Source organism: Pseudoxanthomonas sp. UC19_8 (assembly GCF_042700505.1).
Taxonomy (GTDB): Bacteria; Pseudomonadota; Gammaproteobacteria; order Xanthomonadales; family Xanthomonadaceae; genus Pseudoxanthomonas_A; species Pseudoxanthomonas_A winnipegensis.
In genome coordinates this window covers 371,798-386,348 of record NZ_CP170559.1, presented here as the reverse complement: position 1 = coordinate 386,348, position 14,551 = coordinate 371,798, and the positions used below count along the sequence as shown (strand labels likewise).

Annotated in this window: 12 protein-coding genes and 1 pseudogene; 7 read left to right on the top strand and 6 right to left on the bottom strand. The window is 70.8% G+C overall.

What is annotated here, in order from left to right; all coding sequences use genetic code 11:
* Positions 1-42: 42 nt before the first annotated feature.
* The 3 genes from ACFJIT_RS01690 to ACFJIT_RS01680 all read right to left on the bottom strand — a co-directional run bounded on the left by ACFJIT_RS01690 (position 43) and on the right by ACFJIT_RS01680 (position 3,252).
* Positions 43-252 (bottom strand): heavy-metal-associated domain-containing protein, encoded by a 210-nt coding sequence (locus tag ACFJIT_RS01690; RefSeq protein ID WP_234852709.1) that lies wholly within the window; start codon positions 250-252, stop codon positions 43-45.
* A 61-nt stretch (positions 253-313) separates the two neighbouring features.
* Positions 314-2,746, bottom strand: coding sequence for a heavy metal translocating P-type ATPase (locus ACFJIT_RS01685; RefSeq protein ID WP_379654825.1), 2,433 nt, complete (start codon positions 2,744-2,746; stop codon positions 314-316).
* The gene (locus ACFJIT_RS01680) at positions 2,743-3,252 is read right to left on the bottom strand and encodes a heavy metal-responsive transcriptional regulator (protein WP_130528318.1); all 510 of its coding nucleotides are present in this window, start codon (positions 3,250-3,252) and stop codon (positions 2,743-2,745) included. The genes ACFJIT_RS01685 and ACFJIT_RS01680 overlap by 4 nt, the downstream gene beginning before the upstream one ends.
* Positions 3,253-3,478: 226 nt before the next feature.
* On the opposite strand from ACFJIT_RS01680, the gene ACFJIT_RS01675 reads away from it, so the two are divergent.
* The 4 genes from ACFJIT_RS01675 (at position 3,479) to ACFJIT_RS01660 (ending at position 7,238) form a co-directional block, all read left to right on the top strand.
* Positions 3,479-3,913, top strand: coding sequence for a CopL family metal-binding regulatory protein (locus ACFJIT_RS01675; RefSeq protein WP_379654824.1), 435 nt, complete (start codon positions 3,479-3,481; stop codon positions 3,911-3,913).
* Positions 3,914-4,028: 115 nt separating this feature from the next.
* On the top strand, positions 4,029-5,876 hold the full coding sequence (locus ACFJIT_RS01670) for a copper resistance system multicopper oxidase (RefSeq protein ID WP_379654823.1): 1,848 nt from the start codon (positions 4,029-4,031) through the stop codon (positions 5,874-5,876).
* Between the two features lie 2 nt (positions 5,877-5,878).
* The gene (locus tag ACFJIT_RS01665) at positions 5,879-6,925 is read left to right on the top strand and encodes a copper resistance protein B (protein ID WP_379654822.1); all 1,047 of its coding nucleotides are present in this window, start codon (positions 5,879-5,881) and stop codon (positions 6,923-6,925) included.
* A gap of 67 nt (positions 6,926-6,992) precedes the next feature.
* Positions 6,993-7,238, top strand: coding sequence for a hypothetical protein (locus tag ACFJIT_RS01660; RefSeq protein WP_379655691.1), 246 nt, complete (start codon positions 6,993-6,995; stop codon positions 7,236-7,238).
* A 93-nt stretch (positions 7,239-7,331) separates the two neighbouring features.
* On the opposite strand, the gene ACFJIT_RS01655 is transcribed toward ACFJIT_RS01660, so the two are convergent.
* Positions 7,332-7,973 carry a response regulator gene (locus ACFJIT_RS01655; RefSeq protein WP_379654821.1) on the bottom strand — a complete coding sequence of 214 codons (642 nt, stop codon included), beginning with the start codon at positions 7,971-7,973 and terminating at the stop codon, positions 7,332-7,334.
* On the bottom strand, positions 7,973-11,005 hold the full coding sequence (locus tag ACFJIT_RS01650; RefSeq protein ID WP_379654820.1) for an ATP-binding protein: 3,033 nt from the start codon (positions 11,003-11,005) through the stop codon (positions 7,973-7,975). The genes ACFJIT_RS01655 and ACFJIT_RS01650 overlap by 1 nt, the downstream gene beginning before the upstream one ends.
* Before the next feature lie 95 nt (positions 11,006-11,100).
* Between ACFJIT_RS01650 and ACFJIT_RS01645 the strand changes: the two genes are divergently transcribed.
* The 3 genes and pseudogenes from ACFJIT_RS01645 (at position 11,101) to ACFJIT_RS01635 (ending at position 13,578) form a co-directional block, all read left to right on the top strand.
* Entirely contained in the window at positions 11,101-11,466 is a 366-nt protein-coding gene (locus tag ACFJIT_RS01645) for a hypothetical protein (protein WP_379654819.1), read from the top strand.
* A 230-nt stretch (positions 11,467-11,696) separates the two neighbouring features.
* Positions 11,697-12,539 (top strand): alpha/beta fold hydrolase, encoded by an 843-nt coding sequence (locus ACFJIT_RS01640; protein ID WP_379655690.1) that lies wholly within the window; start codon positions 11,697-11,699, stop codon positions 12,537-12,539.
* Positions 12,540-12,869: 330 nt separating this feature from the next.
* A pseudogene (locus ACFJIT_RS01635) lies at positions 12,870-13,578 on the top strand (alpha/beta fold hydrolase).
* Between the two features lie 68 nt (positions 13,579-13,646).
* Here the strand turns inward: ACFJIT_RS01635 and ACFJIT_RS01630 are convergent.
* Entirely contained in the window at positions 13,647-14,480 is an 834-nt protein-coding gene (locus tag ACFJIT_RS01630) for an alpha/beta fold hydrolase (RefSeq protein WP_379654818.1), read from the bottom strand.
* Positions 14,481-14,551 lie beyond the last annotated feature (71 nt).

The window sequence follows — 14,551 nt, the reverse complement described above, 5'->3', positions numbered from 1 at the left end:
TTCGTGGCATCCGTCATCCCGCTGCGCAGGCCGGTCATGCCTTTAGGCGGCCAGCACGGTGAAGCCGGCGTCGGTGATCACGTGCTTGATCGCATCGACGTCGATGCCGGCCTCGTCGAAATCGACGGCGACCTGCTTGGTCTCCAGCACGATCTGCGTGGCCTGCACGCCGTCGGTGCCTTCCAGCACGCGCTTGAGGCGGCCGGAGCAGCCTCCGCACTTCATGCCGTCTACGGTCAGTTCGATATGCATCTTGGGCTTTCCTTGGGTGTGGGAAGTGGGACTTCGAAGCGGGCCGGCCCGGGCGATCCGATCATTTCGGACGCCAGCGGTTGAGCAGCAGCGAGTTGCTCACCACCGAGATCGAGCTCATCGCCATCGCCGCGCCGGCGATGACCGGATTGAGCAGGCCGAAGGCGGCCAGCGGGATGCCGAGCACGTTGTAGAAGAAGGCGAAGAACAGGTTCTGGCGGATCTTGCGCAGCGTGGCGCCGGACAGGTCGATGGCGGTGGCCACGTGGCGCAGGTCGCCCTTGACCAGCACCACGTCGGCCGCCTCGATGGCGATGTCCGAACCGGCGCCGATGGCCAGGCTCACATCGGCCGCCGCCAGCGCCGGCGCGTCGTTGATGCCGTCGCCGACCATGCCCACGTGCCCGCCCTGCGCCTGCTGCAGGCGCCTGACCTCATCGGCCTTGTGCTGCGGCAGCACTTCGGCGAAGTAGCGCGCGATCCCGGCCTGGCGCGCGATCGCCTCGGCGGTGTGGCGGTTGTCGCCGGTCATCATCACCACGTCCACGCCCATGGCCTGCAGCCGGCGCACGGCCTCGCGCGAGGTGTCGCGCAGCTGGTCGGCGATGGCGATGAAGCCGGCGGTCACGCCGTCCACCGCGATGCCGACCACGGTCTTGCCCTGCGCCTGCACGGCCTGGGCGCGGGCTTCCAGCGCGGCGCTGGTGCGGGCCTGCTCGGCGGCCAGCCAGGCCGGCGAGCCCAGGATCGCCTGGCGCCCGTCGATCACGCCGCGCACGCCCTTGCCCGGGATCGTCTCGAAGTCGGTCACGCCCGCCGCCTGCACGCCGGCCGCCTCGGCGGCCTTTACGATCGCCCTGGCCAGCGGATGCTCCGAGCCGGCCTCCAGGCTGGCCGCCAGGCGCAGCAGCGCGTCGCGTTCGGTCTCCGCGCTGGGCAGCAGGTCGGTCACCTGCGGCTTGCCTTCGGTCAGGGTGCCGGTCTTGTCGACCACCAGGGTCTTGAGCGCGCGGGCGCGTTCGAGCACCTCGGCGTTGCGGATCAGGATGCCGGCGCGCGCGCCCATGCCGGTGCCGACCATGATCGCCGTCGGCGTGGCCAGACCCAGCGAGCACGGACAGGCGATCACCAGCACCGCGACAGCGTGCACCAACGCGACGGAGAAGCTGCCGGTGACCAGCCAGGTGATGGCCAGGGTCAGCGCGGCGATGGCCACGACGACGGGCACGAAGATGCCGGCGATCCGGTCGACTAGGTGCTGGATCGGCGCCTTGGAGCCCTGCGCCTCGTCGACCATGCGGATGATCTGGGCCAGCATGGTGTCCGCGCCGATACCGGTGGCGCGCGCGCGCAGCATGCCGTACTGGTTGACCGTGGCGGCGAACAGCCGGCTGCCGGGCTCCTTGTTCACCGGCATCGACTCGCCCGAGAGCATCGCCTCGTCCACGCTGGAGGTGCCGCTGAGCACTTCGCCGTCCACCGGCACGCTCTCGCCCGCGGCGACCACGAACACATCGCCCACCACCAGGCTGCCGGCATCGACCTCGACCAGCTTGCCGTCGCGTTCGACCTTGGCGGTCTTGGGCTTGAGGTTGAGCAGCGCGCGGATCGCCGAGGAGGTCTTGCGCTTGGCGCGCGCCTCCAGCAGGCGTCCGAGCAGGATCAGGGTGATGATCGAGGCGCTGGCCTCGAAGTACACATGCTGGCCCGGCAGATCCAGCACCGTCACCACCACGCTGTAGAGATAGGCCATGGACGTGCCCAGCGCCACGAGCACGTCCATGTTGGCCGTGCCGCTGCGCAGTGACTTGAAGGCCGCCTTGTAGAAGCGCGCGCCGATCCAGAACTGCACCGGCGTGGCCAGCACCAGCTGCAGCCAGCGCGGCAGCAGTTCGGCGTGGTGGCCGCCCAGCGCGTGGCCCAGGTCGGCGAAGTCGAACATGGTGAACATCTGCGCGAACAGCGGCAGGGTCAGCACCACCGAGGCCACGAACATCCAGACCTGGCGGCGCCAGGCCGCGCGTTCGCCGGCCTCGCGCGCGGCCATCTCGGCCTCGCCGATCTCGCGTACCTCGCTCGCGCCGAAGCCCGCCTTGCCGATGCGCTCGACGATCTGCGCCACGTCGACCACGCCCGGGGTGTATTCCACCCGCGCCTTGGCCGAGGCGAAGTTGACGTTGTCGGCGATCACGCCGGGCGTCTTGGCCAGCACGCCTTCGATGCCGGCCGCGCAGGCGGCGCAGCTCATGCCGGTGATCTCCAGCGCCACGGTCTGCGGCGGCACCGAGAAGCCGGCCTTGTCCAGCGTCTCCACCAGGGCCTGCGGCTGGACCTGGGTGCGGTCGTACTGCAGCTGCACGCGTTCGCTGGCGAAGTTGACCGTCGCCTTGACGCCCGGATGCTTGTTGAGCAGCTTCTCGATCGTGGTCGCGCACGCCGCGCAGGTCATACCGCGGACCGGGAAGTTCAACGTGGTGGCTGCCGCCTGACTCATGAATCGTGTTTCCTGTCTTTGAGATCCGCGCCGCAGCACGAGGCCGGCGCGGGCGAAGGCGCGGCCGCCGCATCGTTCGCCTCGGGCGGCGCGCCGTGGATGCTGGAGAGGATCGGGCAGCCTTCCGGCTCGCCGCAGCCGGGGCAGGCGTCGATCAGCCGCGCCAGGGCGTCGCGCATCTCGGTGAGCTGGGCGATGCGCACGTTCAACTCCTGCAGGCGCCGGCTGGCGCGCTGCTTGACGCCTTCCACGCCGTTGACCCGATCGGATTCGAGCGCCAGCAGCTCGCGGATCTCCTCCAGGCTGAAGCCCAGCTCCTTGGCGCGCAGGATGAAGCGCATGCGCTCGACCGACTGCGTGTCGTATTCGCGATAGCCCGAGGCGCGGCGATAGGCGGGCGAGAGCAGCCCCTCGCGCTCGTAGTAGCGGATCGTGTCGATCGCCACCCCGGACTGCTGGGCCAGCACGCCGATCGTGAAGTGGGAACGTGGCGGTGTGGAGTTCATGAGGTGGACCCTAAGACTTGGACCTAAGTCCAGAGTCAACGTGATTGTTGCATTGCGAGATGGACATTCATTATTTGTTCATTCCACAAACGACGATGCGTCGTGCACGGCCTTGTGGAGTGGGCTCCAGGGTTCTGTCCTATCTGGGGCCACGCGCGGCGGTTGGCTTGCCCGTGCGGATCTCTTGGTTATCCTGCAGCCATTCCTCGCTGCTTCCGCATCCGCCTTGTCGCTGCCGTCCGCCCTCCTGCGCCTGCTGCTGTGCACGATCCTGCTGCTGAATGGCGCAGGCGATGCCGCGGCGCGCGCCTGGGCGCAGGCGGCGGCGAATGCGCACGGGCCGGCCGCATCGTCGGCATCGCGCGGCCATGAGGCGCACGCGTCGATGCAGCATCGGCCCGGCCACGCGCAGGCCGATTGCCAGATGCACCCGCGCGCCGCGCCGGCCTGCGGGCAGGCGATGGAGGGCGCGCACCAGAAGCATGGCGAGCACTGCTGCGCCTCGTCCGAATGCCACTGCGCCGCGGCCTCGCAGGTCATCGTGCCGGCGCTGCCGACCCTGGTGCACCCGCACGCGCCCGCCAGCCGCACGCTGGCCTTCGACGCGAGCACGCGCGGCGCGCCCGCCGTGCCGCCGCTGATGCGTCCCCCGATCCGCTAGCGCCCCGCTCGGCCGCGTCAGTCGCGGCCTGGATCGCAGTCGCAGCCCGGCCCTGGCCTGGCGCGCTGCGCCTGCACTTCGTGCCGCATCGGCACGGCTCTCGATCGAGGCGTCTATGCCATCACGCTTTTTCTCCGGGCCCGATCGGGTCCCGGACCCTTCCCGCCGTACCTTCGTCACCGGCCTGGCGCTGGGCGGCGCCACGCTCGGCCTCGGGCTGGCGCGGGTACCCGCCTTCGCCCAGGACCGCCTTGCGACCGCCAACGAACTGCGCGGCACCGAATTCGACCTGGCCATCGGCGCGAGCCGCGTCAACTTCACCGGCCGCGAGCGGCCGGCGATCACCGTCAACGGCCGCCTGCCCGCCCCGCTGCTGCGCTGGCGCGAAGGCGACACGGTCACCATCCGCGTCAGCAATCGCCTGGCCGCCGGCACGCAGACCTCGGTGCACTGGCATGGCCTGCTGCTGCCGGCCAACATGGATGGCGTGCCGGGCCTGAGCTTCGACGGCATCTATCCTGGCGAGGCCTATCTGTACCGCTTCAAGCTGCGCCAGTCGGGCACCTACTGGTACCACAGCCATTCGCTGCATCAGGAACAGGCCGGGCTGTACGGGCCGATCGTCATCGAGCCGGCCACGCCGCCGCCCTACCACTACGACCGCGAGCACGTGCTGCTGCTGTCGGACTGGACCGACCTGGATCCGGCCGCGCTGTTCCGGCGGCTCAAGAAGATGCCGTCCTACGACAACTACTACCAGCGCACGGTGGGCGACTTCGTGCGCGATGCGCGGCGCGACGGGCTCTCTGCCACGCTGGCCGACCGCGGCATGTGGGGCCGGATGCGGATGACGCCCAGCGACCTGTCCGACGTCAACGGCCACACCTACACCTATCTGATGAACGGCACGACGCCGGCGGCCAACTGGAGCGGCGAGTTCCGCCCGGGCGAGAAGGTGCTGCTGCGCTTCATCAACGCCGCCAACATGACCTATTTCGACATCCGCATCCCGGGCCTGAAGATGACCGTGGTCGCGGTGGACGGGCAGTACGTCCATCCGGTCAGCGTGGACGAGTTCCGCATGGCCGTGGCAGAGACGGTGGACGTGATCGTCGAGCCGCGCGGCCAGGACGCCTATACCGTCTTCGCCCAGGACATGGGCCGCACCGGCTATGCGCGCGGCACGCTGACCACCCGCATCGGGCTGGAGGCGCCGATTCCCGCGCTCGATCCGCGCCCGCTGCTGAGCATGGGCGACATGGGCCACGACATGGGCGCGATGGGCGGCATGGACCATGGCGCGGCCGGACACGACATGGCGGGCATGGACCATGCGGCGATGGGGCACGGCGACATGGCCGGCATGGATCACTCGGCCATGGGCCATGGCGGCATGGCCGGGATGGATCACGGCGCGATGGGCCATGGCGCCGGCGGCATGCCCGCGCATCCGGCCAGCGAGACCCGCAATCCGCTGGTGGACATGCAGTCGATGGCCACCGCGCCCAAGCTGGACGACCCCGGCATCGGCCTGCGCGACAACGGCCGCAAGGTGCTGACCTATGCCGACCTGCGCAGCGTGTTCGACGATCCCGACGGGCGCGACCCCGGCCGCGAGATCGAGCTGCACCTGACCGGCAACATGGAGAAGTTCGCCTGGTCGTTCAACGGCATCCCGTTCGCCAGCGCCGAGCCGCTGCGGCTCAACTACGGCGAGCGCGTGCGCATCGTGCTGGTCAACGACACCATGATGCAGCACCCCATCCATCTGCATGGCATGTGGAGCGATGTGGAGGATGCGCAGGGCCGGTTCCAGGTGCGCAAGCACACCGTGGACATGCCGCCGGGCACGCGCCGCAGCTATCGCGTGCGCGCCGACGCGCTGGGCCGCTGGGCCTACCACTGCCACCTGCTCTACCACATGGACGGCGGCATGATGCGCGAAGTGCGGGTGGAGGAATGAGCATGCAGACCTTGCCCCGCACCGCAGTGGGCATTGCCCTGGGCCTGCTCGTTTCGTCGCCGGCGCTGGCCGGGCAGACCGCCGCGGAGACACCGCAGGCCACCTGCAAGAAGGCCGCGCAAGCGCAAGCCAATGGACAGCCTTCGTCCCCGCCATGCCCGCACAGGCCGAAGCAGCACGCCTCGTCCATGGGAGGCGCTGCGATGGATCACTCCGCGATGGATCACTCCGCGATAGACCACTCGGCGATGGACCAATCCGCGATGGACCAATCCGCGATGGATCACTCCACGATGGACCATTCGGCGATGGACCATTCGGCGATGGATCACGGCGGATCGCAGCAACCGCGCGAGCCCATTCCGGTCCTGACCGACGCAGACCGCGCGGCCGCCTTCCCGCAGCTCTCGTACGCCTCCATGGCGCATGGCCCGACGCTCAACTGGCTGGTGCAGCTGGATCGTCTGGAAGCGTGGAACGCCAGCGACGCGCACGGCCAGGCCTGGGAGGCCAGCAGCTGGATCGGCGGCGACGTGAATCGCCTGTGGCTGCGCAGCGAAGGCGAGCGCAGCGCGGGACGCACCGAATCGGCCGACCTGGAAGTGCTCTACGGCCGCAGCATCACGCCCTGGTGGGATCTGGTCGCCGGCGTGCGCCAGGACTTCCGCCCGCGCGACGGGCGCACCTGGGCCGCGCTCGGCGTGCAGGGTCTGGCGCCGTACAAGTTCGAGGTCGCCGCCACGGCGTATCTGGGCAGCTCGGGCCAGCTCGGCGCGCGCCTGGAGGCCGAGTACGAACTGCTGCTCACCAACCGCCTGATCCTGCAGCCGCGCGTCGAGGCCGACCTGTCGGCCAAGGACGATCCGCGCACCGGGCAGGGCAGCGGGCTCAACAGTGTCGAGGCCGGCCTGCGCCTGCGCTACGAGGTCACCCGCCGCTTCGCGCCCTACATCGGCGTGAACCACACCCGCTACTTCGGCGGCAGCGCCGACGCGGCCGACCACCCGCGCGAGACCGCGCTGGTGGCCGGCGTGCGCGTGTGGTTCTGAGGTTCCTTTTCTTCTCCCACCCCAAGAGGCTCTCCATGAAACATCCGTTCTTCGCTGTCTCCCTGGTCTGCGCCGGTCTGCTTTCCGGCGCCGCCGGGCCGGTCCGCAGGCGCACCCGCACGGCGACCACGCCGCGGCCGCGCCGGCCCAGGGCGAGTTCGCCGCGCTGGACAGGAACCACGACGGCTTCATCGACAAGGCCGAGCTGCCCAAGGACCATCCGCTGGCGCCGCATTTCGGCATGATCGACATGGACCGCGACGGCAAGCTCAGCCCGGCCGAATACGACGCCGGCCTGAAGATGCTGCGCTGACCTCAGCGCAGTTCAAGGCAAGCCCGGCGCGTCGGAACGCATGAGCGACGCGCCGGGCCCGCCATCACGCGCACACGAATCCTCGCCGCGCGGCTACAGCGCGATCCGCTCCAGCGAGATGATCCCGCGCTGCAGGGCGATGGTGACCGCATGCGTGCGATCGCGCGCGCCGAGCTTGGCCATCAGGCTCTTCATGTGCGCCTTGACGGTCTGTTCGGAGATCGACAGGCGCTGGCCGATGGCCTTGTTGGTCAGCCCGCTGGCGGCCGCCGACAGGACCACAGTCTCGCGCTGGGACAGCCCGTCGTCGGCCACGTGGCAGGCGATGCCCTCGGCGATGTGCATCGGCATGCGCGGGCGCTGGCCGGCGAAGACCGCGCGGATGGTGTCCAGCAGATCGTGGCGCAGCATGTCCTTGAGCAGATAGCCGGCCGCGCCGGCCTGCAGCGCGCGCACCGCACGCGCATCGCCGCTGTAGGTGGTCAGCACCAGGATGCGCGCACGCGGATCGTGCCGGCGCAGCCGCTCGATGGCTTCCACGCCGTCCATGCCGGGCATCTGCAGATCCATCAGCACCACATCGGGCGCCAGCTGCGCGTAACGCTCCAGGGCCTGGTGGCCGTCGCCGGCCTCGCCCAGCAGGTGCATGTCCGGCTGCGCCTCGAGCATGGCGCGCAGGCCGTCGCGCAACAGCGGGTGATCGTCCACCACCAGCACGCCGATCTGCGATTGCATCACGCGTCCTCCTGCGAAGCCCGGCGCAGGCGCTGCCACCAGCGCGTCCGTGCCACAGCGTAGGCGCGCGCGGCCGGGACAGAAAGGGCGATCTCCGTGCCCATCCGCGGCGCCGACCACACCTGCAGCGTGCCGCCGATGCGGGCGGCGCGCTCGCGCATGCCGCGCAGGCCGAAGTGCGCGCGCCTGGCCTGCGCGTCGGCCGGCATGCCCACGCCGTCGTCGCGCACGCGCAGGTGCAGCGCCTCGCGGCCGTAGCCGATCTCCACTTCGATGGCCTTGGCCTGGGCGTGGCGCAGCGCATTGGTCAGCGCCTCGCGCCCGATCAGGAACGCCTCCTCGGCCACGCAGGTCGGCAGCGCGCGCGGCTGGCCTTCGATCAGCAGGCGCAGGCTGGGCGCCGGACCGTCGGCCAGGCGCTTGCCGACCGCCGCCAGGCGCGCGCCCAGCTCGATGCGGGTGTCCTCGCCGCGCAGGCCGACCACCCGCTCGCGCCCCTCGCGCAGGGTGGATTCGGCCAGCTCCAGGGCGTGCTCGACCTCGTGCCGCACCGGCTCGGTGTGCGGCAGCCGCTGGTTGGCCGCATGCAGCCGCAGCACCAGGCCCTGCATGCCCTGCAGCAAGGTGTCGTGCAGGTCGCGGGCGATGCGTTCGCGCTCGCCATGGCGTTCTTCCATGCGCGCGCGCCAGCGCGCGGCCAGGGCGCGGCTGCGCAGGACGATGACCGCGGCGATCGCCAGCGCCAGCAGCACCAGCATCGCCACGCGGAACAGCCCGGTCTGCGTCCATGCGGGGCGGATGGCGAAGCCGGCCTGGACCGGCACGCTCCACACGCCGTCCTCGTTGGCGGCCATGACCTCGAAGCGATAGCGCCCCGGCTGCAGGTTGGCGTAGCGCACCTGCGCCAGCTCGCCCATCTCGCGCCAGTGCGCATCCACCCCCTCCAGGCGGACCCGGTAGCGCACCCGGTCCGGGCGCGCGAGGCTGGCGGCGGAGTAGTCCAGCTCCAGCTCGCGCGTGCGCTTGGGCAGGACCAGCCCGTCGACCAGCGGCTGCCGGCCCTGGCCCGAGACCACCTCGCCCAGGCGGACCTGCGGCGCGACGCGGTTGCGCGCAATGGCGTTCACGTCCAGCCAGGCCAGGCCCTGGTTGCTCGCCATCCACAGCAGCCCATCCTGGCCCAGCGCCAAGGTCGGCACGGCATTGGCCTGCAGCGCGACGCCGGGCAGGCCGTCGATCGCGTCGAAGGCGCGGGCCTGATCCAGCGGCAGGCCGGTGGCGGCGCTGCGCCGCAGGTCGTCGGGCCAGACGCGCACCAGCCCCCGGATGCCGTACAGCCACAGATCGCCTTCGCCCTGGCGCACGATGCCGCTGATGCCGAGCAGCAGGTCCTCGCGCAATCCGCGCACGCGGGCATGGCCGCCCGCCGCGTCGGCCAGCGCCAGGCCTTCCTCGCCGGCGACCAGGGTCAGCGCGTCGTCGCGATACAGCCCGGTGATCGGCCCGACGCCGGCCTGCGACACCGGCACCGGGCCCTGCGCCTTGTCCTCCAACACGGCGACGCCGCCGTCCGGGTAGCCGACCAGCAGCGCGCCGCGCGCGTCCACCTGCAGGGTCGAACAACGCCGCTCCGGCAGGCGCGTCTCGCGCACCCAGCCGCCGCCGGCATTGCGCAGCACGCCGCCCGCGGTCGCGCACACCCACACGGCCTGCGCGGACTGGATCAGGGCCGAGACCTCGCCCGGCCCTGCGTCGGACGGCGCTGCGGCCATCGCGGCCGGATGCGGCGAACGCACGATCCGGCCGCCTTGCCAGCGCCAGACCGACGCGGCGTCCTGCGCCGGCATCGGGCGCTGCCCCGCGCCCAGGGCCGCCAGACGGGCGCGATCCAACGGCCAGACGGTGCCGGCCTCGCCATAGGCGCGCACCTGCTGCCCCGGCAGCGTCATCAACGTGTCCGGCGCATCGCGCCCCGGCCAGGCCAGGCGATGGATCAGATGCCGGCGAAACCGCGACAGGCCCAGATTGGTGCCGACCCAGACATCGCCCTCCAGGTCTTCCAGCACCGGCGAGGCGTAGGTCGAGGGCAGGCCCTGGCCGATATCGAAGCGTTCGATGCGCGGCCTGGCGCCGGCGCGTTCCCAGCGCAGCCGCACGATCCCGCCGCCGCCCAGCACGCTGCCCCACAGGCTGCCATCGCGCTGGAAGGCGAAGCGCTGCAGGCGCAGCTGCGGCAGGGCGCGCCGCTGCCGCGCGTCTTCCGGCAGCAGCCCGGCGCGGTCGGCCACCGGCCATAGGCCGTGCCGGCGATCGGCCACCCACACCGTGCCGTCCGGCGCCTGCGCCAGGGTCGCGTAACGGCTCAGCGGCACGCCGGCGTCGAGGAACCGCTGCCCTGCGCGCGGCAGATACAGCAGGCGATCGGCCGTGGCCACCCACAGCGCGCCGCCCGCGTCGCACAGCACCCAGTAGGCCTCGGCCGCGGCGAAGCTCTGCCCGGCCTGCGGCGCGCGCCAGCGCTGGCCGTCGAACCAGCGCAGGCCATCGCCATTGGCCACCCACCAACGCCCCTGCCCGTCGCGCGCCATCGAGAACGCGATCCCCGACGGCAGGCCCTGCTCGGGGCCGTAGCGCTGCAGCGTCTGGCCGTGCAGATGAAAGACACCGGCATCGTAGGTGCCCGCCCAGACGCCGCCAGCGCCGTCGTCCTTGAGCACCGTGAGGTTGTTGGAGGGGAAGGCCTGCCCCGGCGGCGGCGGGGTGCGCATGAAGCGCTGGCCATCGAAGCGGTAGAGCCCGCTGCCGGTGCCCAGCCACAGGGCCCGGTCGCTGCCCTGGAACATGTCCCAGATATCGGCCGGCGCGCCGCGTTCGAGCGTCCAGCTGCTGTGGTCGAACCCGGACAGCGCCGCGTCCGGGAGCGCGTCTTCGGCGTGCGCGACGCGCGGCCACAGCCAGGCCAGGACCAGCCACGCCGAGCACGCGCGGATGATCCAGCTCCCTCGGTGTCCCTGCACGCCGGCGCCCCTCATGGATCGATTGTGTCAGGACAGGGGGGCGCGCTGACGCCTCTTTCGGGGGATGCGCAGCGCGCCGGGCCATGCGCCCATCGCCGGCGGAGGTGGCCATGCAGCGACTGTTCTCGATGTTCCCCGACAGCGGCCCCGGCGTGGGCCTGCTGATGCTGCGCGTGGCGCTGGCGATGGCGCTGTGGCAGTCGCGCACGGTCGGCAGCACGGCGTGGACCGGTGTGGCACTGGCGGGCGGCCTGCTGCTGATCTGCGGCTGGCTCACGCCGCTGGCGCTGCTGCTCGCCTGCGTGCACGCGCTGGCGCACCTGGCCGTCGATCAGGCGCCGACCCTGCTGCTCATCGCCGGCCTGGCCTTGCTGGGCCCCGGCGCGTACTCGCTGGACGCACGGCGCTTCGGCCGCCGCGTCGTCTACCACGACGCCGCGTCCCCCGAAAGAGGGAGCGACGGCCGCCACCAATGAGGGTAGGCGGCCCTGTGTCGCTGGCGACACGATGGCCTTCGCCCCACCGCGCCTGACCGGGCGGCATTCCCGCCGAAGGAGCCCTTCGCATGTCGCACGACCCGCACGATCCAATGACGTTCACGCGTCGCCAGACCCTCCAGGCCGGTGCCGCCCTGATCGCCACCGCCGTCCTGCCGGCCGTGGCCCTGCCACGACCGACGCCCTCGACCGCACAAGGAAATCCGCCCATGACCAGCAGCTACGTCCAGACCAAAGACGGCGTCCAGATCTTCTACAAGGACTGGGGCCCGAAGAACGCCCAGCCCATCGTGTTCCACCACGGTTGGCCGTTGTCCTCGGACGACTGGGACGCACAGATGATGTTCTTCGTCCAGCACGGCTACCGCGTGGTCGCCCATGACCGGCGCGGTCACGGCCGCTCGGCCCAGGTCAGCGAAGGCCACGACATGGACCACTACGCCGCCGACGCCTCGGCCGTGGCCGAGCACCTGGACCTGCGCAACGCCGTGCATATCGGCCACTCCACCGGCGGCGGCGAGGTGGCGCGCTACGTGGCCAGGTTCGGCCAGCCGCAGGGCCGCGTGGCCAAGGCCGTGCTGGTGAGCGCCGTGCCGCCGCTGATGCTCAAGACGCCGACCAGTCCGGAAGGCCTGCCGCTGGAGGTGTTCGACGGCTTCCGCAACAGCACCGCCGGCAACCGCGCCCAGTTCTTCCTCGACGTGGCCGCAGGCCCGTTCTACGGCTTCAACCGGCCCGATGCGAAGGTTTATCCGGGCGTGGTCCAGAACTGGTGGCGTCAGGGGATGATGGGCAGCGCCAAGGCCCACGTCGATGGCGTCAAGGCCTTCTCCGAGACCGACCAGACCGAGGACCTCAAGGCCATCACCGTGCCGACCCTGGTCCTGCACGGCGACGACGACCAGGTGGTGCCGATCCAGGCCTCGGCGCTGAAGTCGATCAAGCTGCTCAGGAACGGCACGCTCAAGGTCTACAAGGGCTACCCGCACGGCATGCTGACCACGCACGCCGACGTCATCAATCCGGACCTGCTGGACTTCGTCAAGAGCTGAGCCAACGCGCGCAGCGTCGGCGCAGAAACGAAGGTGGGAGAGTGGAACTGAGGGAGTGGGGCCGGGAGTCGGAGCGAGTCGAGGTGTGAGCCGGCATGCCGGCGATGAAGCTTTCCCGGCAAAGCCCCTCTCCGCCATGGCGGCTCCCGTCTGTAGAGCGGAGCTTGCTCCGCTGGGGCCTTCCCCATGAACCGAACGAAAAGCAGCGGAGCAAGCTCCGCTCTACAGGCACGTCGCTGCGAGACTTGAGGAGACAGTTGCCCCCACGCTCTTTCCCACACCCGCACAAGCGCGCGACGCGACACGTCGCTTCATCAGGAGAAATCGTCGATGGCACAGGCTCCCAATCCCACCGTCGTCCTGGTACACGGCGCCTGGGCCGACGCCTCCAGCTGGCGCGTCGTCATCGCGCGGCTGCTGCGCGCGCGGCTGAACGTGGTCGCCGTGCAGAACCCCACCACATCGCTGGCCGACGACGTCGCGGCCACCCGCCGCACGCTCCAGGCCATCGACGGCCCGGTCGTCCTGGTCGGGCACAGCTGGGGCGGCACGGTCATCACCGAGGCCGGCAACGACCCCCAAGGTGCGCGCCCTGGTCTACGTGGCGGCCTTCGCGCCCGATGCCGGCGAATCGACCGGGGATCAGGTGGGCCAGCACCCGCCGCCGCCCGGGCTGGGCGGCGTCGTGCCGTTCGGCGACGGGTTCCTCAAGATGGGCGAGACCAGCTGGATCGCCAACGTCGCCCAGGACCTGCCCGAGGAAGAAGCCCGCACGCTCGCCGTCGTGCAGACGCCGCTGGCGCTGACGACCTTCAACGACAGGATCGGCCATCCGGCCTGGCGCGACCGACCGAACTGGTACGTCGTGTCCAGTCAGGACCGGGCGGTCAGCGTCGATCTGCAGCGCGCGTTGGCCACGCGTCTACAGGCCCGCACCACCGAACTGCTCGCCAGCCACATGTCGCTGCTGTCCATGCCGGACGCAGTGGCCGAGGTCATCGCGCAGGCGGTAGCCGCCGTTTCCAGTCAGGACGCCTAGGCGTTCTGGTCGAGTGCCACCGGCCTGCCGGAGCAGGCCGATGGGATGGGTGAACGCGCGCGTCGCGCTCAGCCCTTCTGGATGAACTCCAGCAGGTCGGCGTTGACCGGATCGGCATGCGTGGTCGGCACGCCGTGCGGGGCGCCCTTGTAGGTCTTCAGTGTGCCGTTGCGCACCAGCTTGGCCGACAACACGCCCGAATCGGCGTACGGCACCACCTGGTCGTCGTCGCCGTGGATCACCAGCACCGGCACGGTGATGGCCTTGAGATCCTCGGTGAAATCGGTCTGCGAGAACGCGACCACGCCGTCGTAATGCGCCTTGGCGCCGCCCATCATGCCCTGGCGCCACCAGTTGTGGATCACCGCGTCCACGGGCTTGGCGCCCGGCCGGTTGTAGCCATAGAACGGGCCGGCCGGCACGTCGTGATAGAACTGCGGGCGGTTGGTGGCGACCTGCTTCTGGAAGTCGTCGAAGACCTCCTTGGGCGTGCCGCCCGGATTGCTCGCGGTCTTGACCATCAGCGGCGGCACCGCGCTGATCAGCACCGCATGGGCGACCTTGTCCTGGCCGTGGCGCGCGATGTAGCGCACCACCTCGCCGCCGCCCGTGGAATGGCCCACGTGCGTCGCCTTGCTGATGCCCAGATGCTCGACCACCGCCGCGACATCGTCGGCGTAATGGTCCATGTCGTGTCCGTCCCAGACCTGCGCCGAGCGCCCGTGGCCGCGCCGGTCGTGGGCGACCACGCGGAAGCCCTTGGCGAGGAAAAACATCATCTGCGCGTCCCAGTCGTCCGAGGACAGCGGCCAGCCGTGGTGGAAGAAGATGACCTGCCCGTCGCGCGGGCCCCAGTCCTTGTAGAAGATCTCCACGCCGTCTTTGGTCGTGACTGTCGGCATACGCTTGTCTCCTCGCTGATGGTGGATGTGATGGGACCGGCGGCTATCGCGAATGCGCTCGGCAGGGCGCG

Bases quoted from the DNA above. Each gene is read 5' to 3' on its own strand.
- ACFJIT_RS01690 (WP_234852709.1), bottom strand. From the start codon at position 252: ATGCATATCGAACTGACCGTAGACGGCATGAAGTGCGGAGGCTGCTCC.
- ACFJIT_RS01685 (WP_379654825.1), bottom strand. From the start codon at position 2,746: ATGAGTCAGGCGGCAGCCACCACGTTGAACTTCCCGGTCCGCGGTATG.
- ACFJIT_RS01680 (WP_130528318.1), bottom strand. From the start codon at position 3,252: ATGAACTCCACACCGCCACGTTCCCACTTCACGATCGGCGTGCTGGCC.
- ACFJIT_RS01670 (WP_379654823.1), top strand. From the start codon at position 4,029: ATGCCATCACGCTTTTTCTCCGGGCCCGATCGGGTCCCGGACCCTTCC.
- ACFJIT_RS01665 (WP_379654822.1), top strand. From the start codon at position 5,879: ATGCAGACCTTGCCCCGCACCGCAGTGGGCATTGCCCTGGGCCTGCTC.
- ACFJIT_RS01655 (WP_379654821.1), bottom strand. From the start codon at position 7,973: ATGCAATCGCAGATCGGCGTGCTGGTGGTGGACGATCACCCGCTGTTG.
- ACFJIT_RS01650 (WP_379654820.1), bottom strand. From the start codon at position 11,005: ATGAGGGGCGCCGGCGTGCAGGGACACCGAGGGAGCTGGATCATCCGC.
- ACFJIT_RS01645 (WP_379654819.1), top strand. From the start codon at position 11,101: ATGCAGCGACTGTTCTCGATGTTCCCCGACAGCGGCCCCGGCGTGGGC.
- ACFJIT_RS01640 (WP_379655690.1), top strand. From the start codon at position 11,697: ATGACCAGCAGCTACGTCCAGACCAAAGACGGCGTCCAGATCTTCTAC.
- ACFJIT_RS01630 (WP_379654818.1), bottom strand. From the start codon at position 14,480: ATGCCGACAGTCACGACCAAAGACGGCGTGGAGATCTTCTACAAGGAC.